A 24,931-nucleotide genomic window follows, 5' to 3' on the forward strand; every position below is an offset into this window, starting at 1 on the left:
ACCGTGGTTGAGATCAACTGCGTTTCACTTGGGGTTACTTCAACCCGGCCGCGTCCATCCCGCGCAGTTCCTTCTTCAGGTCGGCGATCTCGTCGCGGATCCGGCCCGCCAGCTCGAATTGCAGATCGCGGGCGGCGGCCATCATCTGCGCCGTCATGTCCTTGATCAGGTCCGCCAGCTCGGCACGGGGCATGTTGGCGGTGTCGCGCCCTTCGAAAACTCCGGCACTGACCGCGCGACCCGGTTCACCCGCAGCCCGACGTCCCCGCGACGAGTTGCGGCCGGAGCCACCGACTTCCACGGTGGCATCGGTGTCATCAGCTTCGCGGTAAACCTGATCGAGAATGTCGGCGATTTTCTTGCGCAGCGGTTGCGGATCCACCCCGTGCGCCTCGTTGTAGGCGATCTGCTTGGCACGGCGCCGGTCCGTCTCGTCGATGGCCTGGGCCATGGAATCGGTGATCTTGTCGGCGTACAGATGAACCTCACCCGAGACGTTTCGGGCGGCGCGACCGATGGTCTGGATGAGGCTGCGCGCCGACCGCAGGAAGCCCTCTTTATCAGCGTCGAGAATCGACACCAGAGACACTTCGGGTAGATCCAGTCCCTCGCGGAGCAGGTTGATACCGATCAGCACGTCGTACTCACCGAGCCGGAGCTGCCGCAGCAGCTCGACCCGTCGCAGCGTGTCGACCTCGGAGTGCAAGTAGCGCACCCGGATACCCAGCTCCAACAGATAGTCGGTCAGATCTTCGGCCATCTTCTTGGTCAGCGTGGTCACCAGCACCCGCTCATCGCGTTCGGCCCTGGCGCGGATCTCGCCGATCAGATCATCGATCTGGCCCTTGGTCGGTTTGACGATGACCTGCGGGTCGATGAGCCCGGTGGGTCGGATGACCTGCTCGACGAATTCACCGCCGGACTGGCTGAGCTCGTACGGGCCTGGGGTGGCCGACAGATACACAGTCTGGCCGATCCGGTCGGCGAACTCTTCCCAGGTCAGTGGTCGGTTGTCGACCGCGGACGGCAGCCGGAAGCCGAAGTCGACCAGGTTGCGCTTACGCGACATATCGCCTTCGTACATGCCGCCGATCTGCGGCACAGTGACGTGCGATTCGTCGATCACCATCAGGAAGTCGTCGGGGAAGTAGTCGATCAGGGTGGCCGGCGCCGTTCCCGGTCCGCGGCCGTCGATATGGCGGGAGTAGTTCTCGATGCCGGAGCAGAACCCGACCTGCCGCATCATCTCGACGTCGTAATTGGTGCGCATGCGCAGCCGCTGCGCTTCGAGCAGTTTGCCCTGACCCTCGAGCTCGGCCAGCCGCGCTTCCAACTCCTGCTCAATGCTGGAAATGGCCACCGCCATGCGCTCCGGCCCCGCAACGTAGTGCGTAGCCGGGAAGATTCGCAGCGAGTCGACCTTCCTGACCACGTCACCGGTCAACGGATGCATGTAGTAGAGCGACTCGATCTCGTCGCCGAAGTATTCGATCCGGACCGCCAGCTCTTCATAGGACGGAATGATCTCGACGGTGTCACCGCGGACCCGGAACGAGCCGCGGGTGAACGACATGTCGTTGCGGGTGTACTGCACGTCAACCAGCAGGCGCAGCAGCGCGTCCCGCGGCACCTCGGCGCCGACCTGGAGTTCGACCGAACGGTCCAGATAAGACTGCGGGGTGCCAAGACCGTAGATGCAGGACACCGAGGCGACCACGACGACGTCGCGACGAGACAGCAGGCTCGATGTCGCCGAATGCCGAAGCCGCTCGACATCGTCGTTGATGGAGCTGTCCTTCTCGATATAGGTGTCGGTCTGGGCGATGTACGCCTCAGGCTGGTAGTAGTCGTAGTAGGAGACGAAATACTCGACGGCGTTGTGCGGCAACATTTCCCGTAACTCATTGGCCAACTGGGCGGCCAGTGTCTTGTTAGGGGCCATCACCAAAGTGGGCCGCTGCAGCTTCTCGATGAGCCAGGCCGTGGTGGCCGACTTGCCGGTGCCGGTGGCACCCAACAGCACCACATCACGCTCCCCCGCGCGGATCCGGCGTTCGAGGTCTTCGATGGCTGCGGGTTGATCTCCGGCGGGCGAAAACTCACTGACCACCTCGAAGCGGCCACCTGAGCGCACCATGTCCTCGACAGGGCGGTGCTCTGAATGCGCGAGCACCGGGTGTTCGGTAGCGAAAGCCATGTTCACCAGGGTAGGCGGAGGCACCGACAGATTTCATTTCCAGGGACACACGCAGGGACTGCCGCCCTATGCTGGCACCATTCACGCTCCCAAACACGAGACGTTCGACGTCGGCGCCCGCACCAATACCGATCCCAAGGGGATCGTGCGGGCTGTGGACGTCTACACGCAGCGACCCTGGGGCCTGTACATGGCCAGGCCCACACCCGGCCGGGTGCAGTTCCACTACCTGGAGTCGTGGCTGTTACCGACCCTGGGGCTGCGGGCCAATATCTTCCACTGGACCCCCGGACACGAGCGCGAACAGGACTTCTATCTCGATATCGCCGACATCACCGTGACCGGTGATCTCTGGCACACCGTGGACCACTACCTCGACCTGGTGGTGCACACCGGACAGCAGACCGATCTCCTCGACGTCGATGAGCTGCTGGAAGCCCATCACATGGGCTTGATCACCCCAGAGGCGGCCGAGGGGGCGATCCTTACGGCGGTGACCACAATCGCGGCTCTGGCCAGGCACGATCATGACCTCCACCGGTGGTTAGCTAGTAACGCTATGGACCTGTCCTGGCGATAGGAACTAGTGTCTGCGAACATGAGGGCCTCGACACGTGCAGCGACCGCTGTGGCGTTGATACTCGCCGTTTGGGCGTCGCTTGCCCCCGTCACCGCGACGGCTGAACCGGAACCCCTACCGCCCGCGCCCACGCCACCGGCTCCGGAGCAGGGACTGCTCGCCAACATCACCTACCGTGCGCGGATCGACGGAGTCTCCCGCGGCGCGACGATCACCTATGCGGCCGAGGGCAACCAGCAGCAGACGGCCAACCCGACGATGATTCCGGGCCGGATATTCGAGGCGCAGACGGTCTTACCGGAATCGGCAACCGCCACCATGCGGGTCTCGATCCAGTGGCCCTATTCGGCCAACCTGCACTGCGAGATCCTTGTCAACGATGCGGTGGTCGCCCAAGCCGACGATTTCATCTCCCCGCGGGCCCTTCCCGTCAAGGACGACCCCGACTACGGCGCATTGACCTGCGAAGCGCCGGTGGCCGGTGTTCCAATCCCCGTCGATGCACCCGCTGACGCGCCGCCGGCGGATGCGCCGCCTCCGTCGGCCTGAGTCGTGCCGGCAGGCAACCCGGATCGAGTAATTGATTTCGGGATTGCCGTTTTCGTGGTTGCCCTTGCTTCTACATTGGGCGTGTGCGCCTACATTGGCCGCTCACCGGCCGCGCAGAGGAACTACGACTGATCGCCGCCGCGATAGCAGATCGCAATTCGTCGGGAGTGATTGTCCGCGGTTCTGCCGGCGTCGGGAAGAGCCGCATCGTCCGAGAAGCGCTCGCCGGCTTTTCCTCTGGCGGCGGTGAGGCCCGCTGGATAGTGGCAACAACCTCAGCGCGTGCACTCCCGTTGGGGGCGCTGAGCGACTGGGTCGAGTCCACCGATACCGGCGATCTTGGGGTGGTCCGCGAAGTCATCGATGCTCTCACATCTGCATCGGGTGACTCCCGCGTCGTCATCGGGGTGGACGATGTGTTTCTTCTCGATGACCTGTCCACCTTCGTCATGCACCAGATCGTCCAACGCGGTGTCGCCAAAATGGTGTTCACAGTCCGTGACGGCAGCCCGATTCCGGTTGCGACACAGGAGTTGTGGGAGGCCGGTCAGTTTGACAGCCTCGTTCTGCAACCCTTGTCGCGCGAGGAGAGCACCGCGCTGGTGTCTGCCACGCTGGGAGGTCCCCTCGATCCGGATGCCGCGCAGCGACTATGGCTGCTGACTCGCGGCAACGTGTTGTATCTGCGCAATATCGTCGAACAGGAAGTCGCCGACGGTCGGCTCGCGCAGCACGGTGGTCATTGGCGCTGGACCGGCGAACCTGTGATGCCTGATGGATTGGTGGAGTTGATCGAATCGCGGATGGGCGCTTTGCCGAATTCGGTCACTGATGTCATCGATGCGCTCGCGGTCGCCGAACCGATTGATCTTGCGGTGCTTGGCAGCATCACCGGCTCATCAGCGATCGAAGACGCTGACGAACGCGGCCTGATCACCGTCGAACCGACCGACCGCGGGATGGATGTGCGGGTGGCGCATCCGCTCTACGCCGAAGTCCGCCGCAAACGAGCGGCACCGACCCGACTTCGACGACTTCGGGGTTTGATCGCCAACCAGCTGGCCACTGTCGACAACGCCGAGGACATTCACACTGTCGTGCGGCGTGCCGCACTGAGTCTGGACTCCGACCTCGCCCCGGACGCCGCTTTACTGGCCAGAGCCGCACAGGGTGCCGTGTCGCTGGCAGATATGCCGCTGGCCGATCGCCTGGCCGGTGCAGCAATCTGCGCCGGTGCCGGGGTGGATGCGTACTTCACCCGGTCATGGGCGCTGGCCTGGATTGATCCGCAGCAAGCCGACGCGGTGTTGGCCAGCATCCCGACAAGCGGTTTCACCGAACACGACCGCGTGTTTCTTGCCTGCTTCAGAGCTAGCGGTCTGCTGTGGGGGCTTGCCGACCCCGACGGCGCGAAGAGGGTGATCGATGACGTCGCGCGGATAGCGGCATCGGAGCAGGCCCGCACCGTCTTAGACGCGTGGAATGTCATGTACCTGGCGTCGATGGCACAGCCGCTGGCGGCCAGCAGATTGGCGGCAGGAGTCGACTTTGAGCAGCTGCCCCCCGTAACGGGTGCAGCGGCGAGTTGGGCGCTCGTTGTCGCCCACGGAGACTCCGGTGCTACCACGGACGCTGTGGCCGCAGCACAGCACGGCTACACCATTGTGGCCCGTGCCCGCGAAGCTCCACATATGCATCTGGTGATCGGCGACCGGCACGTCGGCGCACTTCTGCAGTCCGGACGAATCGCGGAGGCACGGTCGGTGGCCGACGCACTCCACACCCAGACAGCGGATCTGCCTGGGGTCGCTGAATTGCTCAGCACAGCCGTGGAAGGGCGAGCCGCATTAGGGGCTGGGCGGCTTCTTGAGGCGCATTCGCTGCTGCAGCCAGTGCTTGAGATGTTCTTCGCGACTGGGGATGTCAACGGTTTCGGCTATCGCTATCAAATCGCCGACGTCACTGCGCTGGCGATGTGCGACTTGGTCGAGGAAGCCGGTGCCGGGCTCGCCCACCTCGAGCAGCATCGCTACCCGAGTTGGCAGTTTGTCGACTACGAGCGCTCGATGGCTCAGGCGTGGGTGGCCGCGTGTGAGGGTGCGGTCAGCGAAGCGCGCGCAATCTGCTTGATGGCCGCCGAGACATCAAGAGCCAATGGACAATTCGCGGCCGAGGTGTGGTGCCTACAAACCGCGGTCCAGTTCGGCGACCGCTCATGTGGGCCGCGTCTGGGTGAGTTGGAAGCGGTGGTCGAGGGGCCTCGGGTCGGTGTGGCGGCACGGTTTGCCGCGGGGCTCCATGATGGTGACGCAGCGAAGCTTGCCGTGGTGTCAAGACAATTCGAGGATATGGGTGATCTGGTCGCAGCCGTGGATGCCGCCGCGCACGCTGGGATCGAATATCGGCGGCAGGATCTTCGTGGCTCGGCCTTGGGTTGTTCCACCCGCGCCGATGAGTTGGCCGAGCACTGTGGTGCGAGCACACCGGCGCTGCGCCATGCCAGTGAGAGAGTGCCCCTGACTGTTCGGCAACGCGAAATCGTCGAACTGCTCGGACAGGGTTTGTCCAACCCCGCTATCGCTGAGCGTTTGACGCTGTCCCGCCGCACCGTCGAAGCCCACATTTATCGCGCCATGGCCAAGACCGGCACCGCCAGCCGTGCTGAGCTCGCGGCGCTGATCCCCCGCCGTGATCCGGTGCGCTGATTTTTGAGTATGCGCATACGTAGTCGTGCCCTACAGGGCGGGGGCACGCTGGTGTCATGGACAACCTCAGCGCTCATGAGGTCGCGTTACGGCGACTGCCCTTGCCGTATTCGCTGGCTCTGCGACTGCGTGACGCCGGCGTGGCGCCCGAGGTGGTGTGTGAGTATCTCGGTGTCGACGAAGCTGCTCTGAGTAGCCTGTACCGCCTTGCCGAAGGAAAACTGGCCGCCGCCGCCGCCGAAACAGCGACCCGTCCCGGCGATCACTAGCCCCTCAGCCGGTCGAGTCAGCCGGCCAGTTGGTGGCATCCGCCCAATGCCACGCGCGCCGATAGGCGTCGGCGAACCACGGTTCTTTGGCGTCGGTGTCTTCGACCGTGCGCTCGAGCTCTAGGTACTCCGCCTGCGCATCGGCATTGGCTGTCAACCAGTCGACGAACAGCAGCGCGAACTGCTGGTTGGGGTGGCCGTCCACCCGGAGGTGGATATTGGTCGGCCGGCCGGGGTCCGCCGAGCCATGAAACCTTTTGCCCCAGAACGTCGGATCATTGTTGCGGTCATAAGCCGGCACCGAACTGCGGGCCTCGGCCTTGGCGATATCGGTGGTGATCGACGCCACCCGCGGGTAACCGACGGCCAGCAATGATTCGGCCAATTCGTCTGCGGTATCCAAGGAATCGACCGTGACCTGGATATCGATGACATTCTTGGCAGCCAAGCCGGGGACGGCCGTGGAACCGATGTGATCGATGCGGATCGCGCGATGCCCACAGGCCGTATTCAGTCGGGCCAGGATGCGGCGCGCCTCGTCCGGCCATGACGGGTCGGACGGAACCACCTGCGGTGCACTGGGTGCGGGTTCGCGGGCCTCAATGTTGTGCGCGAACGGGATGATTCGGTGCTCCCACAGCGTGCGGGCCTGCTCTTTGAGATCGTCGGCGCTGCCGTGGTTGTCCAGCCAGACGTCGGCAACTAAGCGGCGGTGCTCCTCGGTCGCCTGGGCGGCGATCCGTGCGCGGGCGTCGTCCTCGCTGAAGCCGCGGTGCTCGATGAGGCGTTTGACCCGTAGCTCGGCATCCGCGTTGACGATGATGACCAGCGGGAAGAACGGTGCCATCTGGGACTCCACCAGAAGCGGAATATCCTCGACGACAACATCATCAGTACGTGCGGCGGCGACCAGTTCCTCGCGGCGGGCACCGACCAGCGGGTGCACGATGCCGTTCAGCGTCGCACGTTTGTCGTCATCGCTGAAGGCGATGGCCGCCAGCGCCGGTCGATTCAGCGCCCCGTCGGGCAGCAGGATGCCGGGACCAAAGGCCTCGACGAGCTTGGCCAGACCGTCGGTGCCCGGCTCTACCACCTCACGGGAGATGACATCGCCGTCGACGATGATCCCGCCGAGCTCCGAAAAAGTCGATGCCACGGTCGATTTACCCGCACCGATACCGCCGGTCAATCCGATCCTCAGCATGGGAAGTCCTTACGACGTATACAACGAACAACGCAGCATGTCCTCACGGACATGCTGCGTTGTTTCACTCGGCGAATGAGTGGTTCTTGTTAGGCGTTACCCGCGAGCTTCTCGCGCAGCGCTGCCAACTGTGCGTCGCTGGCGAGCGATCCGCCTGCGGACTCACCCGAAGAGGACGAGGTCGACGAACCGTTCGACGAACCGGCAGGCCTGCTGGCTTCCTCGGCCTCGGCAGCGGCGAACTTCTCCATCTGCGCGGTGTGCATCTTGTGCCGGCGTTCGGCCTCGGCGTACCGGGCCTCCCATTCCGTGCGCTGCTTGTCGAAGCCTTCCAACCATTCGTTGGTCTCGGCGTCGAAGCCCTCGGGGAAGATGTAGTTGCCCGCCTCGTCGTAGCTGTCGGCCATGCCGTACTTCGACGGGTCGAACTCCTCGGTGTAATCCTCGTTGGCCTGCTTGAGGCTCAGCGAGATCCGGCGACGCTCCAGGTCGATATCGATGACCTTGACCATCGCGTCGTCACCGACGGCAACAACCTGATCGGGCACCTCGACGTGGCGCTCGGCCAGCTCGGAGATGTGCACCAGGCCCTCGATACCCTCTTCGACGCGGACGAACGCACCGAACGGCACCAGCTTGGTGACCTTGCCGGGCACGATCTGGCCGATGGCGTGGGTGCGGGCGAAGTGACGCCACGGATCTTCCTGGGTGGCCTTGAGCGACAAGGAAACCCGCTCGCGATCCATATCGACGTCGAGCACCTCGACGGTGACCTCGTCGCCAACCTGCACGACCTCGGACGGATGGTCGATGTGCTTCCACGACAGCTCGGAAACGTGCACCAGACCGTCGACGCCACCCAAGTCCACGAAGGCACCGAAGTTGACGATCGAGGACACGACACCCTTGCGGATGGCGCCCTTCTGCAGCTGGTTGAGGAATTCGCTGCGCACCTCGGACTGAGTCTGCTCCAGCCATGCGCGGCGACTCAGCACCACGTTGTTGCGGTTCTTGTCCAGCTCGATGATCTTGGCTTCGATCTCCTTGCCGATGTACGGCTGAAGATCGCGCACCCGACGCATCTCGACGAGCGAGGCGGGCAGGAAGCCGCGCAGACCGATGTCGAGGATCAGGCCGCCCTTGACGACCTCGATGACGGTGCCCTTGACGGCCTCGTCCTTCTCCTTGAGCTCTTCGATCGTGCCCCATGCGCGTTCGTACTGCGCACGCTTCTTGGACAGGATCAGACGGCCTTCTTTGTCCTCTTTGGTGAGGACCAGGGCTTCGATCTCATCGCCGACGGACACAACCTCATTGGGGTCGACGTCGTGCTTGATGGAGAGTTCGCGAGAAGGAATTACACCTTCGGTTTTGTATCCGATGTCGAGCAAGACTTCATCGCGGTCAACCTTGACGATTGTCCCTTCGACGATGTCACCATCGTTGAAGTATTTGATGGTCTTGTCGATTGCGGCCATAAAATCCTCGGCCGAGCCGATGTCGTTAATGGCTACTTGCGGCGAGGTGATGGTGGGACTTGGCATATTGTTGGGTTGCTCCGGACAGGCTTGATCGTAGGGACAAGTTTGACGAGATTTGGGTGTATACCCGCGATGACGCACACAGGTACGTCCCAAGGTTACTCGACGGGGTACACGCAGGACAAACCCGGTCTGTTTGGTGCTCACCCGAGTACTCGAACAGGGGTGCCGGCCGCTGGGCCGAGACGAGCATCTGCGGCCTGTTTTCCCTTCGATTAGCGTCGTGCGGGTGAATGCGCCGATGCCATCCTCAGCAGCATTGCCCTGGCTGCCGATCGGCCCGCTGCCGAAGAAAATCCGCAAGGTCGGCGCGCCACTGGGCGTGATCATTGCGCTGGGCACACTGGCCGGGCTGGTCGTTATCTTGCTGACCGCGGTCAACCCGATCGGTACCGCGATCGGGTTTCTGCTGGCCAGCGTGGCCATGGCACTGGTGGTGCTGGCCTATATCTGGCTTGATCGGTGGGAGCCGGAGCCGCCGCGGCTGCTGGTGCTGGCCTTCCTCTGGGGTGCCTCGGTGGCCATCGTCGTATCCATCGGACTGGAGCTGTATTTCGGATCGGTGCTCGCCACCGGCGACGAGGCGACGGACAACTTCGTCAGCACCGGAATCGGCGCACCCCTGATCGAAGAAGCGCTCAAGGGCCTGTTCCTGCTGGTGATGATGACGGGTCGGCGCCGCAACGAGCTCAACTCACTGACCGACTGCCTGGTGTACGCAGGCCTGACCGCGGCGGGTTTCGCTTGGGTGGAGAACATCGCCTACATCGCCAACGGTGAATCACTGGGCGACTCGCTGGTGGTGGCGGGGATGCGGTTGATCATGGGGCCTTTCGCTCACCCGCTGTTCACCACCATGACCGCAATCGGTGTGTACTTCGCGCTGAATCGACGCAATGTTCTCGCCAAGACCGGCTGCATCCTGCTCGGATATGCCGGTGCGGTGATCATGCACGCGCTGTGGAACGGCTCCGCGCTCTTTGGGATCGGAACCTATTTCCTGGTCTACCTGTTCTGGATGGTTCCGGTCTTTGCGCTGGCGATCTGGCTGGCGATCCGCAGCCGCCGTCGGGAGCAGCACGTCGTCGCGGCCACGCTGCCCGGCATGGTGGCCGCTGGCCTCATCACCCCAAACGAGGCGACCTGGTTGGGCTCGATCCGCCACCGCAAGCTCGCCGCCGCGGCCGTCGGCCGCATCGGCGGCAAGCCGGCGACCAAGGTGGTCAACCGGTTCAGCGCGCAGGTGGTCGAGCTGGCCTTCGTCCGTGACCGCATTGATCGCGGGTTCGGCGATCAGCGGGTGTACGCGCTGCTCGACGACGAGACGCAGGCGCTGCGGGCCATCCGCGCGGCGGCCGCTCAACCCACCTTGCAGTGGTTGGCGGGCTACCGCATCCCGGCCGCTTAGCGCGCTTGCCGTTAGTGGGCGGCGGCGTCCCAGCTGCGGCCGTATCCGACAGACACCTCGAGCGGAACGTCCAGTGGATAGGCGCTGCCCATCTTGTCGTGCACCATAGCCTCGACCTGATCACGCTCACCGTCAGCGATTTCCAGCAGCAGTTCGTCGTGCACCTGGAGCAGGATGCGCGACCTTAGGTTGGCGTCGGCGAGTGCCTGGCCCACTTCGATCATGGCGACCTTGATGATGTCGGCGGCGCTGCCCTGGATCGGGGCGTTGAGCGCAGCCCGCTCCGCCGCCTCCCTGACATTGCGGTTACTGCTGTCCAATTCGGGCAGATAGCGCCGCCGGCCCAGCACCGTCGAGGTGTAACCGTCCTTGCGGGCCTGGTCGACGACCGATTGCAGGTAGTCCCGCACCCCGCCGAACCTGGCGAAGTACGCGTCCATCTGCACCTTGGCCTCTTCGGTGGAGATCTTCAACTGCGCCGACAATCCGTAAGCACTCAACCCGTAGGCCAGCCCGTACGACATGGCCTTGACCCTGCGCCGCAGTTCCGCGGTGACCTCGTCGATCGGGACGTCGAACGCCCGCGACGCGACGAAATTGTGCAGGTCCTCCCCCGTATTGAACGCCTCGATCAACCCGTCGTCCTTGGACAGATGCGCCATGATGCGCATCTCGATCTGGCTGTAATCCGCGGTCATCAGTTCGGCGTAGTCAGCCCCGTCGGATGAGCCGACGACGAAGGCGTCGCGGATCCGGCGACCGGCCTCATTGCGAACAGGGATGTTCTGCAGGTTCGGTTCGGTCGAGGACAACCGGCCGGTGGCTGCGATGGTCTGGTTGAAGGTGGTGTGGATGCGACCGTCGGACGCCACGGCGTTGAGCAACCCGTCCACGGTCACCTTGAGCCGGGTGACATCGCGATGGGTCAGCATGTGCTGCAGGAACGGATGGCCGGTCTTGTCGAACAGCGTCTGCAGTGCGTCGGCGTCGGTGGTGTAGCCGGTCTTGGTCTTCTTGGTCTTCGGCATGTCCAGCTCGTCGAACAGCACCGTCTGCAGCTGCTTGGGCGAACCGAGGTTGATCTGCTTACCGATCACCGCGTAGGCCGCCTCGGCGGCGTCGCGGATCTGCGCGGCGAACTCACTCTGCAGGCTGGTCAGCAGGTCGAGGTTGACGGCGATTCCCGCCGTCTCCATCTTGGCCAATGCTCGCTGAACCGGCAGTTCCATCTGCCCCAGCAGCGACGACGAATGGATGCGGTCCAGTTCCTCGTCCAGGGCGTTGGCCAGGTCGGCGACGGCACCGGCCCGCAGAATCAGCGTCTGCACCGCCTGATCGTCAACGCCTTCGTCGTCATCGAGCAGCGAAAGTTGTTGCTGTTCAGGGTTGTCCGCGCGCAGTTCGCGGCGCAGGTAGCGCACCGCGAGATCGTCGAGGGCGAAGCTGCGTTGCCCGGGTCGGACCAGGTAGGCAGCCAGCGCGGTATCGGAGGTCACTCCAGCCAGCTCCCAGCCGCGGCCCTCCAGGTCGTGCATGGACAGCTTGGCTTCGTGCAATGCCTTCGGCTGGTCAGGGTCGGCCAGCCACGCGGCCAGTGCGGCGTCATCGTCGGGGGTCAGGCTGGTTGTGTCGATGAAGGCGCCCTCACCGTCGGCCGCGACGATGGCCAGCGCGGTGGCGTCGGCGTCGAACGCGAGGTGGGTGCCCACCACCGCCAGCCCGAACCGTTCGCCGTGGCTGTGCTCGGACAGCCATGCCGCGACGGTGCCCGGCTCCAGCGCACCTCCGCGGACATCGAAGCCCTGGTCGACTTCGGGGTCAGCCGACGCCAGCGTCTCGAAGAGCCGGTCACGCAGCACCCGGAACTCCAGGTCGTCGAACAGCTGGTGAATCTGGTCTCGATCCCACGGCTGCATCCGCAGCGTGTCCGGGGTCTGCGCCAGCGGGACGTCCTTGACGAGCTCGGTGAGCTCCCGGTTCAACACGACGCCGGCCACGTTGGCCCGCAGCGAGTCGCCGACCTTGCCCTTGACCTGGTCAACATTGTCGACCAGGGACTGCAATGAGCCGTATTCAACGATCCACTTGGTGGCTGTCTTCTCACCGACGCCGGGTATTCCGGGCAAGTTGTCACTGGGATCGCCGCGCAGGGCGGCGAAGTCCGGGTACTGCGCGGGTGTCAGACCGTATTTGGTCGCCACGGCCTCCGGGGTGAAGCGGGTGAGCTCGCTGACTCCCTTGATGGGATACAGCACCGTCACGTCGTCGCTGACCAACTGCAGCGCATCACGGTCGCCCGTGACGATCAGCACCCGGTAGTCCTCGTTCTCGGCCTGGGTGGCCAGCGTCGCGATGATGTCGTCGGCCTCGAATCCCGGTTCGGCAAGCACCGTGATGCCCAGCGCCACCAGAACTTCCTTGGTGATGTCGATCTGCCCGCGGAACTCATCAGGCGTGGCGGACCGCCCCTCCTTGTACTCGGGGTACTTCTCCTTACGGAAAGTCTGGCGGGAGACGTCGAAAGCGGCGGCGATGTGGGTGGGACCTTCATCACGCAGCAGGTTGATCAGCATGGCGGTGAAGCCGTAGACCGCGTTGGTGGTCAGGCCGCTCTGGGTTTTGAAGTTCTCTGCGGGCAGCGCGTAGAACGCCCGGAACGCCAGCGAATTGCCGTCCAGCAGCATCAATGTGGGCTTGACGTCGGTCTTCTTCGCTGCTGCCGTTTTACCGGGGGCGGTCTTGGCGGGGCTCACGGCCAATACTCTATGGCCCCGCCCCGACACGCAGTAAGCGCCGAGCCTTCTCCACCAGGACGCGGGCCGCCGGACTCATCGGGCCGTCCGAACGCCACGCCAGTACCAGTCGCCCGCGCAGTTCCGGGACGATCGCCAGCCGATGGAGTCCGGGCCTGCTCTGTGACACCGAGCTCGGGACGATCGCGACACCGAGTCCGCGTTCGGCCAAGTCGGCCAATGCCTGCGGTGTGGTGGCCTCGAACGCCACCCGCACCGTGACCCCGGCCGCGGCGCAGGCCATGTCGAGTTGGTGCCGGATACCGGCTCCGGCGGGCAGCGCAATCAACGGGCGCTGCGCCAACTCGTCGAGGGTGACCGAGGACCGGTCAGCCCATGGGTCGTCGCGCCCCACCGCGGCGTCGATCGACTCGTCGGTGACGATCTCGATGTCGAGACCGTCGGGCCGTTCGGTCGACCCGATCGAAACGATGACAGCATCGAGCCGACCACTGCGCACGCCATCGATGAGGGCGTCGGAAGTCTCTGTGCACAAGGTGATTTCGACTCCTTGATGGTCGGCATGAAAGTCGGCCAGCAGGGCGGGGATGTCCACGTTGTGGGACGTGACGGTGCCGAGGGTCACGGTGCCGCGCACGAGATCGGTCAACTCCTCGACCGACCGGCGGGCGTCGGCCACCGCCTGCAGCGCCGCCCTGGCGAACGGCAGCACCGCCTCCCCCGCCGCGGTCAGCCGGACCTGACGCCGGGTGCGGTCGAACAGCAACTGCCCCAGCTCGCGTTCGAGCCGGGCGACTTGGGCGCTGACGGCGGGTTGCGCGACATGGATCCGTTCGGCGGCCCTGGTGAAGTTCGCTTCGTCGGCTACGGCGACGAAGTACTCAAGCTGTCGCAGTTCCATAAGCAATGATTATAGTTTGTGGCGTACATCTGTATTGGACTTATCACTGGCAGGTGCCGACGCTGGAGGTATGACCCCATCAGCAGAAGTGCTCATCGTCGGTGGCGGGATCGGCGGACTGACCGCAGCGCTGGCCTTGCACGCTCGCGGTATCAGCGCGACCGTCATCGACAGCGCGCGTGAGCTCACAACGCTCGGTGTCGGGATCAATCTGTTGCCGCACGCCGTCCGTGAACTGACCGAACTCGGCCTGGCAGAGCAGTTGGCCGGTGTCGGCGTGGCGCCCGCCGAGATCGCCTTTTTCACTTCCGGCGGCCAACTCCTGTTTCGCGAACCCCGCGGGATCGCCGGCGGTTACGTCCATCCCCAGTACTCGGTGCACCGCGGTGAGCTGCAGATGCTGCTGCTCGCCGCGGCGCGGGACCGGTTGGGCCCCGACGCAGTCCGTACCGGTGCCCGGTTGACGGGGTTCACCTCGGTCGCCGACAACGTGACAGCGCATACCGTGTCCGGCGACTTTTCCGCGCGGGTCCTGGTCGGTGCCGACGGCGTGCGTTCGGTGGTCCGCGCGCAGCTTCATCCCGGATCCGATCCATTGATGTGGTCGGGGGTCCGGATGTTCCGCGGCGCGACACCGGGACCCGCATTCCTCGACGGCCGCACGATGGCGATCGTCAAAGGGGACAACGATGTCGATCTGGTCGTCTACCCGATCGGCGGTGGGCTGATCAATTGGGTTGTGCAGGTGCCGGAATCGGTGCCCGGACCGCTGCGCGGCGATGCCCACTGGAATGCGCCCGCCGACCGCGACGCGGTGCTGGCATTGCTGGCGGACTGGCGGCTGGACTGGCTCGATCCGGCAATGCTCGAGCGCGAGAGCCAGACGGTGTTGCAGTACCCGATGGTCGACCGTGACGTCTTGGCCTGGTGGGGGCGGGATCGGGTGACACTGCTCGGTGATGCCGCCCACCCGATGTATCCCGTTGGGGCCAACGGGGGTTCGCAAGCCATTCTCGACGCTCGGGTGCTGGCCGACGAGCTACACCGCAGCTTCGAGACCGGCTTACGCGCCTATGAGAACACTCGCAGGCTCGCGACCGCTGACATCGTCGCCGCCAACCGGGAGATGCACGTATGCGGCGTTGGCGGCCGACGATCCGAGACCATCGCGGCGATCACCGAGAAGTACCGCCAGGACACCCACGCAGATAGGAGCACAGCATGACCACCTATGCCCTGATTCCCGGCGCTTGCCACGGCGGCTGGTGTTTCGACGACCTGGCGGCTGCGTTGCGCTCGCGCGGCCATCGGGTGCTGTCGTTCACATTGACCGGTATCGCCGAGCGCGCCCACCTGCTGCATGCCGGCGTCAACCTGGAAACTCACATTGCCGATGTGCTCGCCGGGCTGTCGGTCGAACGCGACGCCAAGGACCTGGTGCTCGTCGGACACAGCTACGGCGGCATGGTGATCAGCGGTGTCGCCGACCGGATCCCCGCGCGCGTCGACGCGCTGGTGTACCTGGATGCTCTGGTGCCACGTGACGGCGAATCCTGTTGGGACCTGGTCAATGACGAGGAACGACAGTGGTACATCGGCGTCGACGACACCGGCTACGGGGTGCCGCCGATGCCGTTCTTCGATGATCGGGCCACCGCGCACCCCCTGGCATCGTTCCTGCAGCGGATCCGCCTGACCGGCGATCTGAGCACGATCCGGCGCCGCGATTTCGTCTACGCACTGAAGTGGCCGGGCGACTCGCCGCTGCGGCCGTCCTACGAACGGGTGCGCGACGATCCCTCCTGGATCACCCATGAACTCGACGGGGCGCACAACCTGATGCGGGACAACCCCGGCGATCTGGTGCGCATCCTGCTGGAGGCCGCCGACCGGACCGGCTAGAAAAACTGCAACACGTTTCAGTTGCAGGCCTGCGGTCGCGTAGTCTGACCCCCGTGCCAGGATCTACGGACGCGCCAGCGCAACTACCGGCCATCGACGGGTGGTTCGCCACCGACGACGCCGGGTCTGCCCACCTGATCGGCGGGAAATGCACCCAGTGCGGGACCTTCGTCTTCCCGCCGCGGGCCAACAACTGCCCCAATCCCGCGTGCGACGGCGACCAACTCGACCAGGTGCCCCTGTCGCGTCGCGGGACTCTGTGGAGCTATACCGAGAACCGCTACGCTCCCCCGCCGCCCTATCCGGCGCCGGATCCGTTCGAGCCGTTCGCCGTTGCCGCGGTGGAGTTGGCCGACGAGGGAATCATCGTGCTGGGCAAGGTCGTCGAGGGCACCCTGGCCGCTGACCTCAAGGTCGGCATGGAGATGTCACTGACCACGATGCCGCTGTTCACCGACGACGGCGGCGTCGAGCGGATCATCTACGCGTGGGAGATCGCATGAGCCCTGAACCGGTATACATCCTCGGCGCGGGTATGCACCCGTGGGGTAAGTGGGGGCGCGACTTCACCGAGTACGGCGTCGTCGCCGCACGGGCTGCGCTGGCGGAGGCGGGTCTGGACTGGCGGCAGATTCAACTCGTCGCCGGCGCCGACACCATCCGCAACGGTTACCCCGGTTTCATCGCCGGCTCGACGTTCGCCCAGAAGTTGGGGTGGAACGGTGTGCCGGTCAGCTCCAGCTATGCGGCCTGCGCCAGCGGTTCGCAGGCCCTGCAAAGCGCCCGCGCCCAGATCCTCGCCGGGTTCTGCGATGTGGCATTGGTCATCGGTGCCGACACCACCCCGAAGGGTGCCTTCGCACCTGTTGGTGGCGAACGCAAGAACGACCCGGACTGGCAGCGTTTCCACCTGATCGGCGCCAGCAACCCGGTGTACTTCGCGCTCTTGGCGCGGCGGCGGATGGATCTCTACGGCGCGACGCTGGAGGATTTCGCCGGAGTCAAGGTCAAGAACGCCAAGCACGGGTTGCAGAACCCGAACGCCCGCTTCATCAAAGACGTGTCCGTCGAAGACGTCCTGGCCAGCCCCGTCGTCGCCGACCCGCTACGCCTGCTCGATATCTGCGCCACCTCCGATGGCGCTGCCGCGCTGATCGTGGCCAGCAAGGCGTTCGCCGAGAAACATCTTGGTTCGGTCGAGGGGGTGCCGTCAGTACGCGCGGTGTCCACGGTGACGCCCCGCTACCCCCAGCATCTGCCCGAATTGCCAGATATTGCAACCGATTCCACCGCAGTGGTACCCGGCCCGGATCGGGTGTTCAAAGACCAGATCCTCGACGCGGCCTATGCCGAGGCCGGTATCGGTCCCGAGGATCTGAGCCTGGCCGAGGTCTATGACCTCTCCACCGCACTGGAACTCGACTGGTACGAGCATTTGGGTCTGTGCGCCAAGGGAGACGCCGAGGCCTTGCTGCGCAGCGGCGCCACCACCATCGGTGGTCGTATCCCGGTCAACGCCTCTGGCGGGCTGGCCTGCTTCGGTGAGGCCATCCCCGCCCAGGCGATTGCCCAGGTGTGCGAGCTGACCTGGCAGCTCAAGGGCCAGGCCACTGGTCGTCAGGTCGAGGGAGCCACCGTCGGCGTCACCGCCAACCAGGGGCTGTTCGGCCACGGCTCCTCGGTGATCGTCGCGCGCTAGTTCGTTCGCCCACAACCGAACTCGGGATGAACTGACGCAGAAATCCGGATGAAGATCCGCCGATCGGTGCGCCAACTCCATCCAGCTCACCCCGCACCGTCGGCTGTGGTGTGCGACGCTGCGCACGTCCCAGCGCAGAGGAAGCACGGTCATGCCGCAGCACGATGTTCAAACCCCTACCGGCACAGCGAAAACCGTTCAGGAATACATAGACGAACGACCAGCCTGGGCAAACGGCACCAAGACACCCTCCACGCCGATGACCGGCATGCAGTGGCGCATATGGGGACTGGCCTCGGCGGGCAAGTTTTTTGAGGGAATGGTCGTCTTCATGTCGGGGGTCGCCCTTCCGCTGATCTCCATCGAGTTCGACCTGACGGCTGCGGACAAGGGATTGGTCACTGCAGCCTCCCTGGCGGGCATCTTGGTGGGTGCCAGCGCACTCGGAAGCCTAGCGGACATCTTCGGTCGCAAGCGGATGTTCATCATCGAGATGATTCTCTTCACCTGCTTTCTTGTTGCACTGACGTTTTCGCCGAATCTGCCGACGCTGGTCTTCTTCCTGTTCGGGGCAGGACTCGCTCTGGGGTGTGACTACCCCACGGCACATATGGTTATCTCCGAAAGCATCCCGACCTCGGTGCGCGGGCGGCTTGTACTGAGCGCGTTCGCATTCCAGGCCATCGGTGCGTTAGTAGGCACGGCAGTGGGTTTCGCCGTTCTGTATGCAAACCCGGACGTCGGCGCCTGGCGGTGGATGTACGCCAGCGCGATTCTGCCGGCTGTGCTCGTCATCATCGGGCGACTGTTTGTCACCGAGAGCCCACACTGGCTTCTGACCATGGGGCGCACTCAAGAGGCTGAACAGGCCACCGGGCGCCTGCTCCGGCGGCACCCGCAATATCCGAAAGATGTGTCCCTCGTGGGTGGTGACGCAGCAACGGAGGGGCATGGTGACTACCGCGCGCTCTTCACCGCGAAACACCGCAAAGCGACGATCTTGGCGTCAGTTCCGTGGTTCCTGCAGGACCTCAGCACCTACGGCATCGGTATCTTCACGCCCACCATCCTGGCCACGGTGATCGGAAAGACAACCCACTCCGACTCCTTGGCCGACACCATCCACAATGACCTGCTGGGAGCAAAAGGCTCGGCACTGATGGACGTGCTGTTCATTTTGGGCATTCTCGTCGCCATAGCGTTGGTCGATCGGGTGGGCCGGCTCAAGTTGCAGACGGTGGGCTTCGTCGGCTGTGCGATTGGCCTGCTGCTGGCTGCGTTATCGATCCGCCCAGGCGGTACCTACAACATGGTGCTTCTCTTCGCTGGCTTCATGTTGTTCTATTTCATGACGAACCTCGGGCCCAATTCAATGACCTACCTGCTGGCCGGCGAAGTCTTTCCGACCCGAATTCGGGGCAAGGGCGCGGGTTTCGCGGCGTCGTTCGCCAAGGTCGGTGCGGTGTTGACGGCCTTTCTGTTTCCCATCTTGCTGACCAGCATCGGGACCGAGGCACTGTTGTACATCCTGGTCGGCGCGTCCGTTGTCGGTGCTGCGGTGACGTTGCGCTTCGGCATCGAAACCAACGGGCTGAACCTGGAGAGATTCGACGACCCCAAACACGAGAAGCATCTCGACAAGAAACGTGAAGCCGACGCCGAGATTGCGCTCACCTGACTTTTCTTGCGGATAGCCTTCCGGCATGACCACGTTCGTTGTCGTCCGAGTCAAGCCCGGCAGCCGCAAGGGCCCACTCGTCGAGGTCGACGACGACGGTGCCCTGACGGTCTATGTCCCCGAACGCGCCGTCGACGGCAAGGCCAACGACGCCGTCATCCGGTTGTTGGCCGAGCACCTGAACGTACCGCGCAGCCGTGTGCAGCTGATCTCCGGAATGACGTCGCGGCACAAGCGCTTTCGCATCGACTGAAAAACGTTAACGAGCGCACGTCGTTGTCCAGGAAATGCGGCGTGTCGCCGGACAAACACGCTCGCTCGCGGGGATGGAAGCTACGCGACGCCGAGGTAGGCGGCGCGAATGCTGTCGTCTGCCAACAACTCCCGGGCCACACCCGTGCGGGTGACCGTGCCCGTTTCCAGAATGTAGGCCCGGTCAGACCGACTCAGTGCCTGTTGGGCGTTCTGCTCGACCAGCAGCACGGTGGTGCCCTGCTTGTTGATCTCGGAGATGATCTTGAAGATCTGGGAAATCACCATGGGCGCCAAACCCATCGACGGCTCGTCGAGCAGGAGCACGTCCGGTCGGGCCATCAACGCCCGCCCGATGGCCAGCATCTGCTGTTCGCCACCGGAGAGCGTGCCGCCCACCTGACTGCGCCGCTCGGCCAGGCGCGGGAACGTCTCGAAAACCCAGTCCAGCTTCTCGCGGTGCTCAGCTTTGGACGGGAACTTCCGTCCGTAGCAGCCCATCTCCAGGTTCTCGGTCACCGTCATACCGGGGAAAACTCCCCGCCCTTCCGGTGCCTGGATCAGCCCTTCCCCCACGCGCTTATGCGCCTTGACCCGGGTGATGTCTTGCCCCTGGAACCACACCGAACCCGATGTTGGCGGGCGCAGACCGGAGATGGCACGCATCAAGGTGGTCTTGCCTGCCCCGTTGGCACCCAGCAGGGTGACCAGCTCCCCCTGTCGCACAGTCAGCGAAACGCCGTGCAGTGCTTCGATTCTGCCGTAGTGCACGACCAGGTCACGCACCTCGAGCAGGACCGGCCTTTCGTCGGCTACGGCGGTTTCAGGTACAGCCTCGTCACTCGAGTTCGTCATCGGGCACTCCCAGGTAGGCGGCGATGACCTTCGGATCTTCGCGAATGTCTGCGGGCAGGCCGTCGGCGATCTTGCGACCGAACTCCAGCACGACGATGCGGTCGGTCACCCCCATCACCAGGCGCATATCGTGCTCAATCAGCAATACCGTGTAGCCGTCGTCGCGGATGGCTTTGATCAAGTCGATCAGCGCAGCCTTCTCGCTGGGGTTGAAGCCGGCGGCGGGTTCGTCCAGGCACAACAACTTCGGCTCGGTGGCCAGCGCGCGGGCGATCTCGAGGCGACGCTGATCCCCGTACGGCAGATTCTTGGCCTTCTCTTCACCACGATGGGCGATACCGACGAACTGCAGCAGCGCCGCAGCCTTTTCCACGGCGGACTGTTCCTCACGTCGGTGCCGTGGCGTTCGGAACACCGCACCCGGTACCGACGTCTTGTGCCGGGCATCAGTGCCGACCACGACGTTTTCCAGGGCGGTCATCTCACCCCAGAGTCGGATGTTCTGGAACGTGCGGGCAATACCGCGGCGAGTGATCTCGTGGCGTTTGATTCGACCCAACGGCGCATCGTCGAATGTGACCGACCCCGAACTCGGCCGGTACACACCGGTGATCGCGTTGAAGCAGGTGGTCTTCCCCGCGCCGTTGGGTCCGATCAGGCCGAGGATCTCGCCTCGCTTGATGTTGAAGCTGACCCCATCGAGCGCGGTCAAGCCACCGAACTTGACGGTGAGATCCTTGGTCTCCAACAGGATTTCGCCTTCGGCGGCGTGCACGTCACGCTGCAGTGCGGCCAGGCTCTCGTCGATCGGGGTGCTCGGGTCGTCCGGGGTGGGTCCGGCTGCGGGTTCGGTCATGCCGCCGCCTTCGAATCATCAGCGCTACGCAGCAGATAGCGGGCTTTCTTGCCGTAGGTCAGTAGCGCTTGACGTACCGGGAACAGGCCCTGTGGTCGGAAGATCATCAGCAGGACCAGCGCCAGACCGAAGAAGAGGTACTTCAGGTCACCGAGGTTGACACCGAACAGGTGCACGCCGAGCAGGCGGTTGGGCAGGTAGACGATGATGAACGCCCCGAAGATGACGCCGAGTTTGTTGCCTTGGCCGCCCAGCACCACCGCCGACAGGAACAGCATCGAGTTGATGATGTTGAAGTTGGTCGGCGCAACGAATTGCACCTGTCCCGCGTACAGCGCACCGGACAGTCCACCGATACCGGCGCCGATGGTGAACGCCCATAGCTTGAACCGGAAGGTGTTGACGCCCATCACTTCCGCGGCGTCCTCATCCTCCCGGATCGCCACCCACGCGCGGCCGACCCGGCTGCGTTCCAGGTTGCCGACCATCAGCAAGATGATGGCGACCAGGATCAACCCCAGCCAGTACCACCAGGTCCCGTTGTTGGCGTTGCCCATCGCGTTGGCGCCGGAGAAATAGCCGCCGGGGACCTTGTCCTCGCCCAGCCGCGGGAACGCGATCGAACCGAGTCCGCGTGAGCCGTTGGTGACGTCGTTGAGGTTGTCGGCCAGCAGTCGGATGATCTCGCCGAAGCCCAGGGTGACGATCGCCAGATAGTCACCGCGAAGCCGCAGCGTCGGGAATCCGAGGATGAGACCGGCCAGTGCGGTGAAGGCGATCGCCAGGGGTACGCACGACAGCCACGCCCAGTCACTGCTGAAAAAGCCCGTCGGGCCCATCATGTTCCACGGGCTCTGCGGGCTGGTGATCAGCGCAACGGTGTAGGCGCCGACGGCATAGAAGCCGACATATCCCAGATCGAGCAGACCGGCCTGGCCGACCACGACGTTGAGTCCGATCGCGACGATGGCGATCATCGCGAACTGCGCCATCACCCCGTCGAAGCTCACCCCAGGGGTGTCCAGGAATGACGGTGTGTAGATCGGCAGCAGCGCCATCAACGCGAACCCGATGACACCGAATCCCCACTTGGGCACGCGACCGAGGTTCGACCACCAATCGCGAACGATGTCTCCCGGCGCCCCAGCTGAGCGCTTCTTGGCGTGCCTGTGTGTGGTCTCCGGGGTCGTCATGCTCGTGCCTTCCCGAGGCTCTCACCGAGGATGCCGGTCGGCCGGATCAGCAACACCAGCACGAGCAACACGAACGCCACCACGTCGCGCCACTGGGTACCGAAGAGGACCTGGCCGTACATCTCCATCACCCCGAGGATCAGGCCACCGAGCAGAGCACCGCGCAGGTTGCCGATACCACCGAGGACCGCTGCGGAGAATGCTTTGATGCCCAGCAGGAAACCACCGGAGTAGATGATGCCCTGGGGCACTTTGAGGGTGTACAGCAGTGCCGCCGCACCGGCGAGCAGACCGCCGATCAGGAAGGTGGTCATGATGATTCGCTCCCGCGAGACGCCCATCAACGTCGCAGTGGTGGGGTCCTGGGCCACTGCCCGGATCCCACGACCGAACTTCGTCCGGTTGATCACCACATCGGTGGCCAGCGCGAGAACCAGCGCCGAGAGGATGATCACCACGGTGACGTTGCTGATGTTTGCACCGAAGATGGTGAACTGAGTCTTGGGCTGCACCAGCGTGATCGGCTGCTGGGCGTTGTTTCCGCCGTAGCCTTTGATGATCTGCGGCAGGATGAAGTGCACGAACTCCTGGATCACGAACGACATACCGATCGCGGTGATCAGGAAGGTCAGTGGCCTGGCGTTGCGTCTTCGCAGCGGCCGGTAGGCGATGAATTCCAGTCCTACCGCGGCTGATCCGGACACCAGCATCGCGAACAGCATGGCGATGCCCAGATACAACACGGTCAGCAGCACACCTTTGTTGTAGGCGTTACCGCTGGGCGTGAACCCCAGGATCATGTCGAGGCAGAAGTAGGCGCCGAACATGCCGAGCATGAAAATTTCGGAGTGGGCGAAGTTGATCAGCCGCAACACACCGAAGACCAGGGTGTAGCCGACGGCCACCAGCGCATAAATGGCGCCCCAGGAAAGGCCGTCGATTGTCAACTGCCAGAAGCTGTTTAACAGGCCATCGACGTTGAAACTGATATTGGCTGCGAGGCAGGTGTACTGGTCGAGGCAATCATGGATCATCCGGGGGCAGGCTCCTCGCGCAAACGATCTTCAGCGAGAACGCGTCCGGGCCGAGCGGGCCCGGACGCGTCTCACGGACGGTGCTTACTGAACCTTGTAGATCCAGATCAGGGTGCTGGTGAGCTCACCCGTATCGGTCCACTGGTACTTACGGGCCACACCCGGGCCCTGGTAGGTCTTCACCCACTCCAGCAGATCGGGGCGGGTGATCTTGCCGGCATCGATGCCCTTGAGCATGATCGTGCCGAGGTCGTAACCCTCTGTGCTGTAGGTACCGGGAGCCTGACCGAACTTCTCGGTGTACTGCTTGGCGAATTCACCGGTGGCCGGGCCGCAGGGGCACGCCAGGATGGCGTCCTTCGAGGATTCGCCTGCCTGCTTGACGAATTCGTTGTCCTTGGTGCCGTCGGCACTGGCGAAGATGCCGGTGTAACCACCGTCGCGCAGCTGCTGCACGAAAGGTGCGGCCTCTGCGTAGTACCCGCTGTAGAACACCGAATCCGGTGACGCGCCCTTGACCTGGTTGACCGCGGCGGAGAAGTCCTTGTCGCCCTTCTTCACCGAGATGTTGCAGGACGAATCGGCGACGGATCCAAGCGTTTCGCGGACCGCCGTTGCCAATCCCAGGCCGTAGTCGGTGCTGTCGTCGACGACGCAGACCTTCTTGTTGCCCAGATTGTTCTTCAGGTAGTTCGCCACGGACGGACCCTGCACACCGTCGTTGGCGAGACCGCGGAAGAAGGTCTTCCAGCCGTTCTCCGACAACGTCACGTTGGTGGCCGAGGCAGTGGCGGCGACGAGGCCGGCCTGGTCGAACACCTGGCCGGTGGCCTTGGTCTCGCCGGAGAAGGCGGGTCCGATGAGGCCGATGGTGAACGCGTCGTCAACGATCTGCGGGGCGACCTGCGTCGCCTTCTGCGGATCGCCCTCGGTGTCGAAGGTCTTCAACTGCACCTGGCACCCGGCGTTCGCCGCGTTGTGCTGGTCGATGGCCAACTGCACGCCATTTTTGATGTTGATGCCCAGTGCGGCGTCGGGGCCGGTCAGCGCACCTGCCATCGCCAAGGACAGCGGCGGGCAGTTGGCCTTGCCGTCACCGGCGGGATCCGCGGGCTTGACGTCCGCTTCGGGCTTGACCTCGGCGCCGTTCTGGTCGATCTGGACCTGCTCCACGATCTTCAGATCGCTGGAAGCGGCTCCCTCTTCGGGCTTGGACTGGTTGCAGCCGGCAATGCCCATGACTATCAGGGCTGCCGAACTCAGAGCGAATGCACTCCGTGTCGCGCGACCGCGCACGTTTCACCTCCGGGTCAAGTGATCATCTCGGCATCTTCTGGACGGGCCTGTCGGCTGGA

General features: G+C 64.2%; 21 protein-coding genes. 11 read left to right on the forward strand and 10 right to left on the reverse strand.

Annotated elements, in window-relative coordinates; translation table 11 throughout:
• Positions 1–34 precede the first annotated feature (34 nt).
• A complete protein-coding gene (gene uvrB / locus ADBZ9O_RS19590) occupies positions 35–2,197 on the reverse strand; it encodes an excinuclease ABC subunit UvrB (RefSeq protein WP_526524606.1) in 2,163 nt (720 codons plus the stop codon).
• Between the two features lie 79 nt (positions 2,198–2,276).
• On the opposite strand from uvrB, the gene ADBZ9O_RS19595 reads away from it, so the two are divergent.
• The 4 genes from ADBZ9O_RS19595 to ADBZ9O_RS19610 all read left to right on the forward strand — a co-directional run bounded on the left by ADBZ9O_RS19595 (position 2,277) and on the right by ADBZ9O_RS19610 (position 6,300).
• Positions 2,277–2,777: a ribonuclease FAU-1 family protein gene (locus ADBZ9O_RS19595; protein WP_526533296.1), complete on the forward strand. Its 501-nt coding sequence runs from the start codon at positions 2,277–2,279 to the stop codon at positions 2,775–2,777.
• Between the two features lie 18 nt (positions 2,778–2,795).
• Complete coding sequence (locus tag ADBZ9O_RS19600; protein ID WP_526524607.1) at positions 2,796–3,326, forward strand: hypothetical protein; 531 nt, start codon at positions 2,796–2,798, stop codon at positions 3,324–3,326.
• 83 nt (positions 3,327–3,409) lie between these two features.
• Positions 3,410–6,031, forward strand: a complete 2,622-nt coding sequence (locus ADBZ9O_RS19605) for a helix-turn-helix transcriptional regulator (protein WP_526524608.1) — start codon at positions 3,410–3,412, stop codon at positions 6,029–6,031.
• A 56-nt stretch (positions 6,032–6,087) separates the two neighbouring features.
• Complete coding sequence (locus ADBZ9O_RS19610) at positions 6,088–6,300, forward strand: hypothetical protein (protein WP_526524609.1); 213 nt, start codon at positions 6,088–6,090, stop codon at positions 6,298–6,300.
• A 4-nt stretch (positions 6,301–6,304) separates the two neighbouring features.
• Here the strand turns inward: ADBZ9O_RS19610 and coaE are convergent, their stop codons facing one another.
• Both coaE and rpsA read right to left on the reverse strand, forming a co-directional pair.
• Entirely contained in the window at positions 6,305–7,504 is a 1,200-nt protein-coding gene (coaE, locus tag ADBZ9O_RS19615; protein WP_526524610.1) for a dephospho-CoA kinase, read from the reverse strand.
• Positions 7,505–7,593: 89 nt separating this feature from the next.
• Complete coding sequence (gene rpsA / locus ADBZ9O_RS19620) at positions 7,594–9,048, reverse strand: 30S ribosomal protein S1 (RefSeq protein ID WP_526524611.1); 1,455 nt, start codon at positions 9,046–9,048, stop codon at positions 7,594–7,596.
• Positions 9,049–9,220: 172 nt separating this feature from the next.
• Between rpsA and ADBZ9O_RS19625 the strand changes: the two genes are divergently transcribed.
• Positions 9,221–10,453 (forward strand): PrsW family intramembrane metalloprotease, encoded by a 1,233-nt coding sequence (locus ADBZ9O_RS19625; protein ID WP_526533298.1) that lies wholly within the window; start codon positions 9,221–9,223, stop codon positions 10,451–10,453.
• An 11-nt stretch (positions 10,454–10,464) separates the two neighbouring features.
• Here ADBZ9O_RS19625 and polA read toward each other — a convergent pair whose 3' ends face one another.
• Positions 10,465–13,137, reverse strand: coding sequence for a DNA polymerase I (gene polA, locus ADBZ9O_RS19630; protein ID WP_526533300.1), 2,673 nt, complete (start codon positions 13,135–13,137; stop codon positions 10,465–10,467).
• 79 nt (positions 13,138–13,216) lie between these two features.
• Positions 13,217–14,107, reverse strand: a complete 891-nt coding sequence (locus ADBZ9O_RS19635) for a LysR family transcriptional regulator (protein WP_526524612.1) — start codon at positions 14,105–14,107, stop codon at positions 13,217–13,219.
• Between the two features lie 70 nt (positions 14,108–14,177).
• Here ADBZ9O_RS19635 and ADBZ9O_RS19640 point away from each other — a divergent pair, with 70 nt between their 5' ends.
• The 6 genes from ADBZ9O_RS19640 to ADBZ9O_RS19665 all read left to right on the forward strand — a co-directional run bounded on the left by ADBZ9O_RS19640 (position 14,178) and on the right by ADBZ9O_RS19665 (position 19,639).
• Positions 14,178–15,332, forward strand: a complete 1,155-nt coding sequence (locus tag ADBZ9O_RS19640) for an FAD-dependent oxidoreductase (RefSeq protein ID WP_526524613.1) — start codon at positions 14,178–14,180, stop codon at positions 15,330–15,332.
• On the forward strand, positions 15,329–16,009 hold the full coding sequence (locus ADBZ9O_RS19645) for an alpha/beta fold hydrolase (RefSeq protein WP_526524614.1): 681 nt from the start codon (positions 15,329–15,331) through the stop codon (positions 16,007–16,009). The genes ADBZ9O_RS19640 and ADBZ9O_RS19645 overlap by 4 nt, the downstream gene beginning before the upstream one ends.
• Positions 16,010–16,062: 53 nt before the next feature.
• Positions 16,063–16,512, forward strand: coding sequence for a Zn-ribbon domain-containing OB-fold protein (locus tag ADBZ9O_RS19650; RefSeq protein ID WP_526524615.1), 450 nt, complete (start codon positions 16,063–16,065; stop codon positions 16,510–16,512).
• The gene (locus ADBZ9O_RS19655) at positions 16,509–17,708 is read left to right on the forward strand and encodes a lipid-transfer protein (protein ID WP_526524616.1); all 1,200 of its coding nucleotides are present in this window, start codon (positions 16,509–16,511) and stop codon (positions 17,706–17,708) included. The genes ADBZ9O_RS19650 and ADBZ9O_RS19655 overlap by 4 nt, the downstream gene beginning before the upstream one ends.
• 259 nt (positions 17,709–17,967) lie before the next feature.
• Positions 17,968–19,386: an MFS transporter gene (locus ADBZ9O_RS19660; RefSeq protein ID WP_526524617.1), complete on the forward strand. Its 1,419-nt coding sequence runs from the start codon at positions 17,968–17,970 to the stop codon at positions 19,384–19,386.
• Positions 19,387–19,411: 25 nt separating this feature from the next.
• A complete protein-coding gene (locus ADBZ9O_RS19665; protein WP_526524618.1) occupies positions 19,412–19,639 on the forward strand; it encodes a DUF167 domain-containing protein in 228 nt (75 codons plus the stop codon).
• 80 nt (positions 19,640–19,719) lie between these two features.
• Here the strand turns inward: ADBZ9O_RS19665 and ADBZ9O_RS19670 are convergent, their stop codons facing one another.
• From ADBZ9O_RS19670 to ADBZ9O_RS19690, 5 genes are all read right to left on the reverse strand, one after another.
• Positions 19,720–20,493 (reverse strand): ABC transporter ATP-binding protein, encoded by a 774-nt coding sequence (locus ADBZ9O_RS19670; protein WP_526524619.1) that lies wholly within the window; start codon positions 20,491–20,493, stop codon positions 19,720–19,722.
• Positions 20,477–21,349 (reverse strand): ABC transporter ATP-binding protein, encoded by an 873-nt coding sequence (locus tag ADBZ9O_RS19675; RefSeq protein WP_526524620.1) that lies wholly within the window; start codon positions 21,347–21,349, stop codon positions 20,477–20,479. The genes ADBZ9O_RS19670 and ADBZ9O_RS19675 overlap by 17 nt, the downstream gene beginning before the upstream one ends.
• Positions 21,346–22,542 carry a branched-chain amino acid ABC transporter permease gene (locus ADBZ9O_RS19680; RefSeq protein WP_526524621.1) on the reverse strand — a complete coding sequence of 399 codons (1,197 nt, stop codon included), beginning with the start codon at positions 22,540–22,542 and terminating at the stop codon, positions 21,346–21,348. The genes ADBZ9O_RS19675 and ADBZ9O_RS19680 overlap by 4 nt, the downstream gene beginning before the upstream one ends.
• Positions 22,539–23,576, reverse strand: coding sequence for a branched-chain amino acid ABC transporter permease (locus ADBZ9O_RS19685; RefSeq protein WP_526524622.1), 1,038 nt, complete (start codon positions 23,574–23,576; stop codon positions 22,539–22,541). The genes ADBZ9O_RS19680 and ADBZ9O_RS19685 overlap by 4 nt, the downstream gene beginning before the upstream one ends.
• An 84-nt stretch (positions 23,577–23,660) precedes the next feature.
• A complete protein-coding gene (locus ADBZ9O_RS19690; RefSeq protein WP_526524623.1) occupies positions 23,661–24,872 on the reverse strand; it encodes a branched-chain amino acid ABC transporter substrate-binding protein in 1,212 nt (403 codons plus the stop codon).
• Between the last annotated feature and the right edge of the window lie 59 nt (positions 24,873–24,931).

This window comes from Mycobacterium sp. (assembly GCF_965229105.1).
Lineage (GTDB): Bacteria > Actinomycetota > Actinomycetes > Mycobacteriales > Mycobacteriaceae > Mycobacterium.

Coding starts and splice junctions, on each gene's coding strand:
- rpsA (WP_526524611.1), bottom strand. CDS start 9,048: ATGCCAAGTCCCACCATCACCTCGCCGCAAGTAGCCATTAACGACATC.
- polA (WP_526533300.1), bottom strand. CDS start 13,137: ATGCTGCTGGACGGCAATTCGCTGGCGTTCCGGGCGTTCTACGCGCTG.
- uvrB (WP_526524606.1), bottom strand. CDS start 2,197: ATGGCTTTCGCTACCGAACACCCGGTGCTCGCGCATTCAGAGCACCGC.
- coaE (WP_526524610.1), bottom strand. CDS start 7,504: ATGCTGAGGATCGGATTGACCGGCGGTATCGGTGCGGGTAAATCGACC.
- ADBZ9O_RS19600 (WP_526524607.1), top strand. CDS start 2,796: ATGAGGGCCTCGACACGTGCAGCGACCGCTGTGGCGTTGATACTCGCC.
- ADBZ9O_RS19680 (WP_526524621.1), bottom strand. CDS start 22,542: ATGACGACCCCGGAGACCACACACAGGCACGCCAAGAAGCGCTCAGCT.
- ADBZ9O_RS19665 (WP_526524618.1), top strand. CDS start 19,412: ATGACCACGTTCGTTGTCGTCCGAGTCAAGCCCGGCAGCCGCAAGGGC.
- ADBZ9O_RS19610 (WP_526524609.1), top strand. CDS start 6,088: ATGGACAACCTCAGCGCTCATGAGGTCGCGTTACGGCGACTGCCCTTG.
- ADBZ9O_RS19640 (WP_526524613.1), top strand. CDS start 14,178: ATGACCCCATCAGCAGAAGTGCTCATCGTCGGTGGCGGGATCGGCGGA.
- ADBZ9O_RS19635 (WP_526524612.1), bottom strand. CDS start 14,107: ATGGAACTGCGACAGCTTGAGTACTTCGTCGCCGTAGCCGACGAAGCG.
- ADBZ9O_RS19645 (WP_526524614.1), top strand. CDS start 15,329: ATGACCACCTATGCCCTGATTCCCGGCGCTTGCCACGGCGGCTGGTGT.
- ADBZ9O_RS19655 (WP_526524616.1), top strand. CDS start 16,509: ATGAGCCCTGAACCGGTATACATCCTCGGCGCGGGTATGCACCCGTGG.
- ADBZ9O_RS19685 (WP_526524622.1), bottom strand. CDS start 23,576: ATGATCCATGATTGCCTCGACCAGTACACCTGCCTCGCAGCCAATATC.
- ADBZ9O_RS19675 (WP_526524620.1), bottom strand. CDS start 21,349: ATGACCGAACCCGCAGCCGGACCCACCCCGGACGACCCGAGCACCCCG.
- ADBZ9O_RS19660 (WP_526524617.1), top strand. CDS start 17,968: ATGACCGGCATGCAGTGGCGCATATGGGGACTGGCCTCGGCGGGCAAG.
- ADBZ9O_RS19670 (WP_526524619.1), bottom strand. CDS start 20,493: ATGACGAACTCGAGTGACGAGGCTGTACCTGAAACCGCCGTAGCCGAC.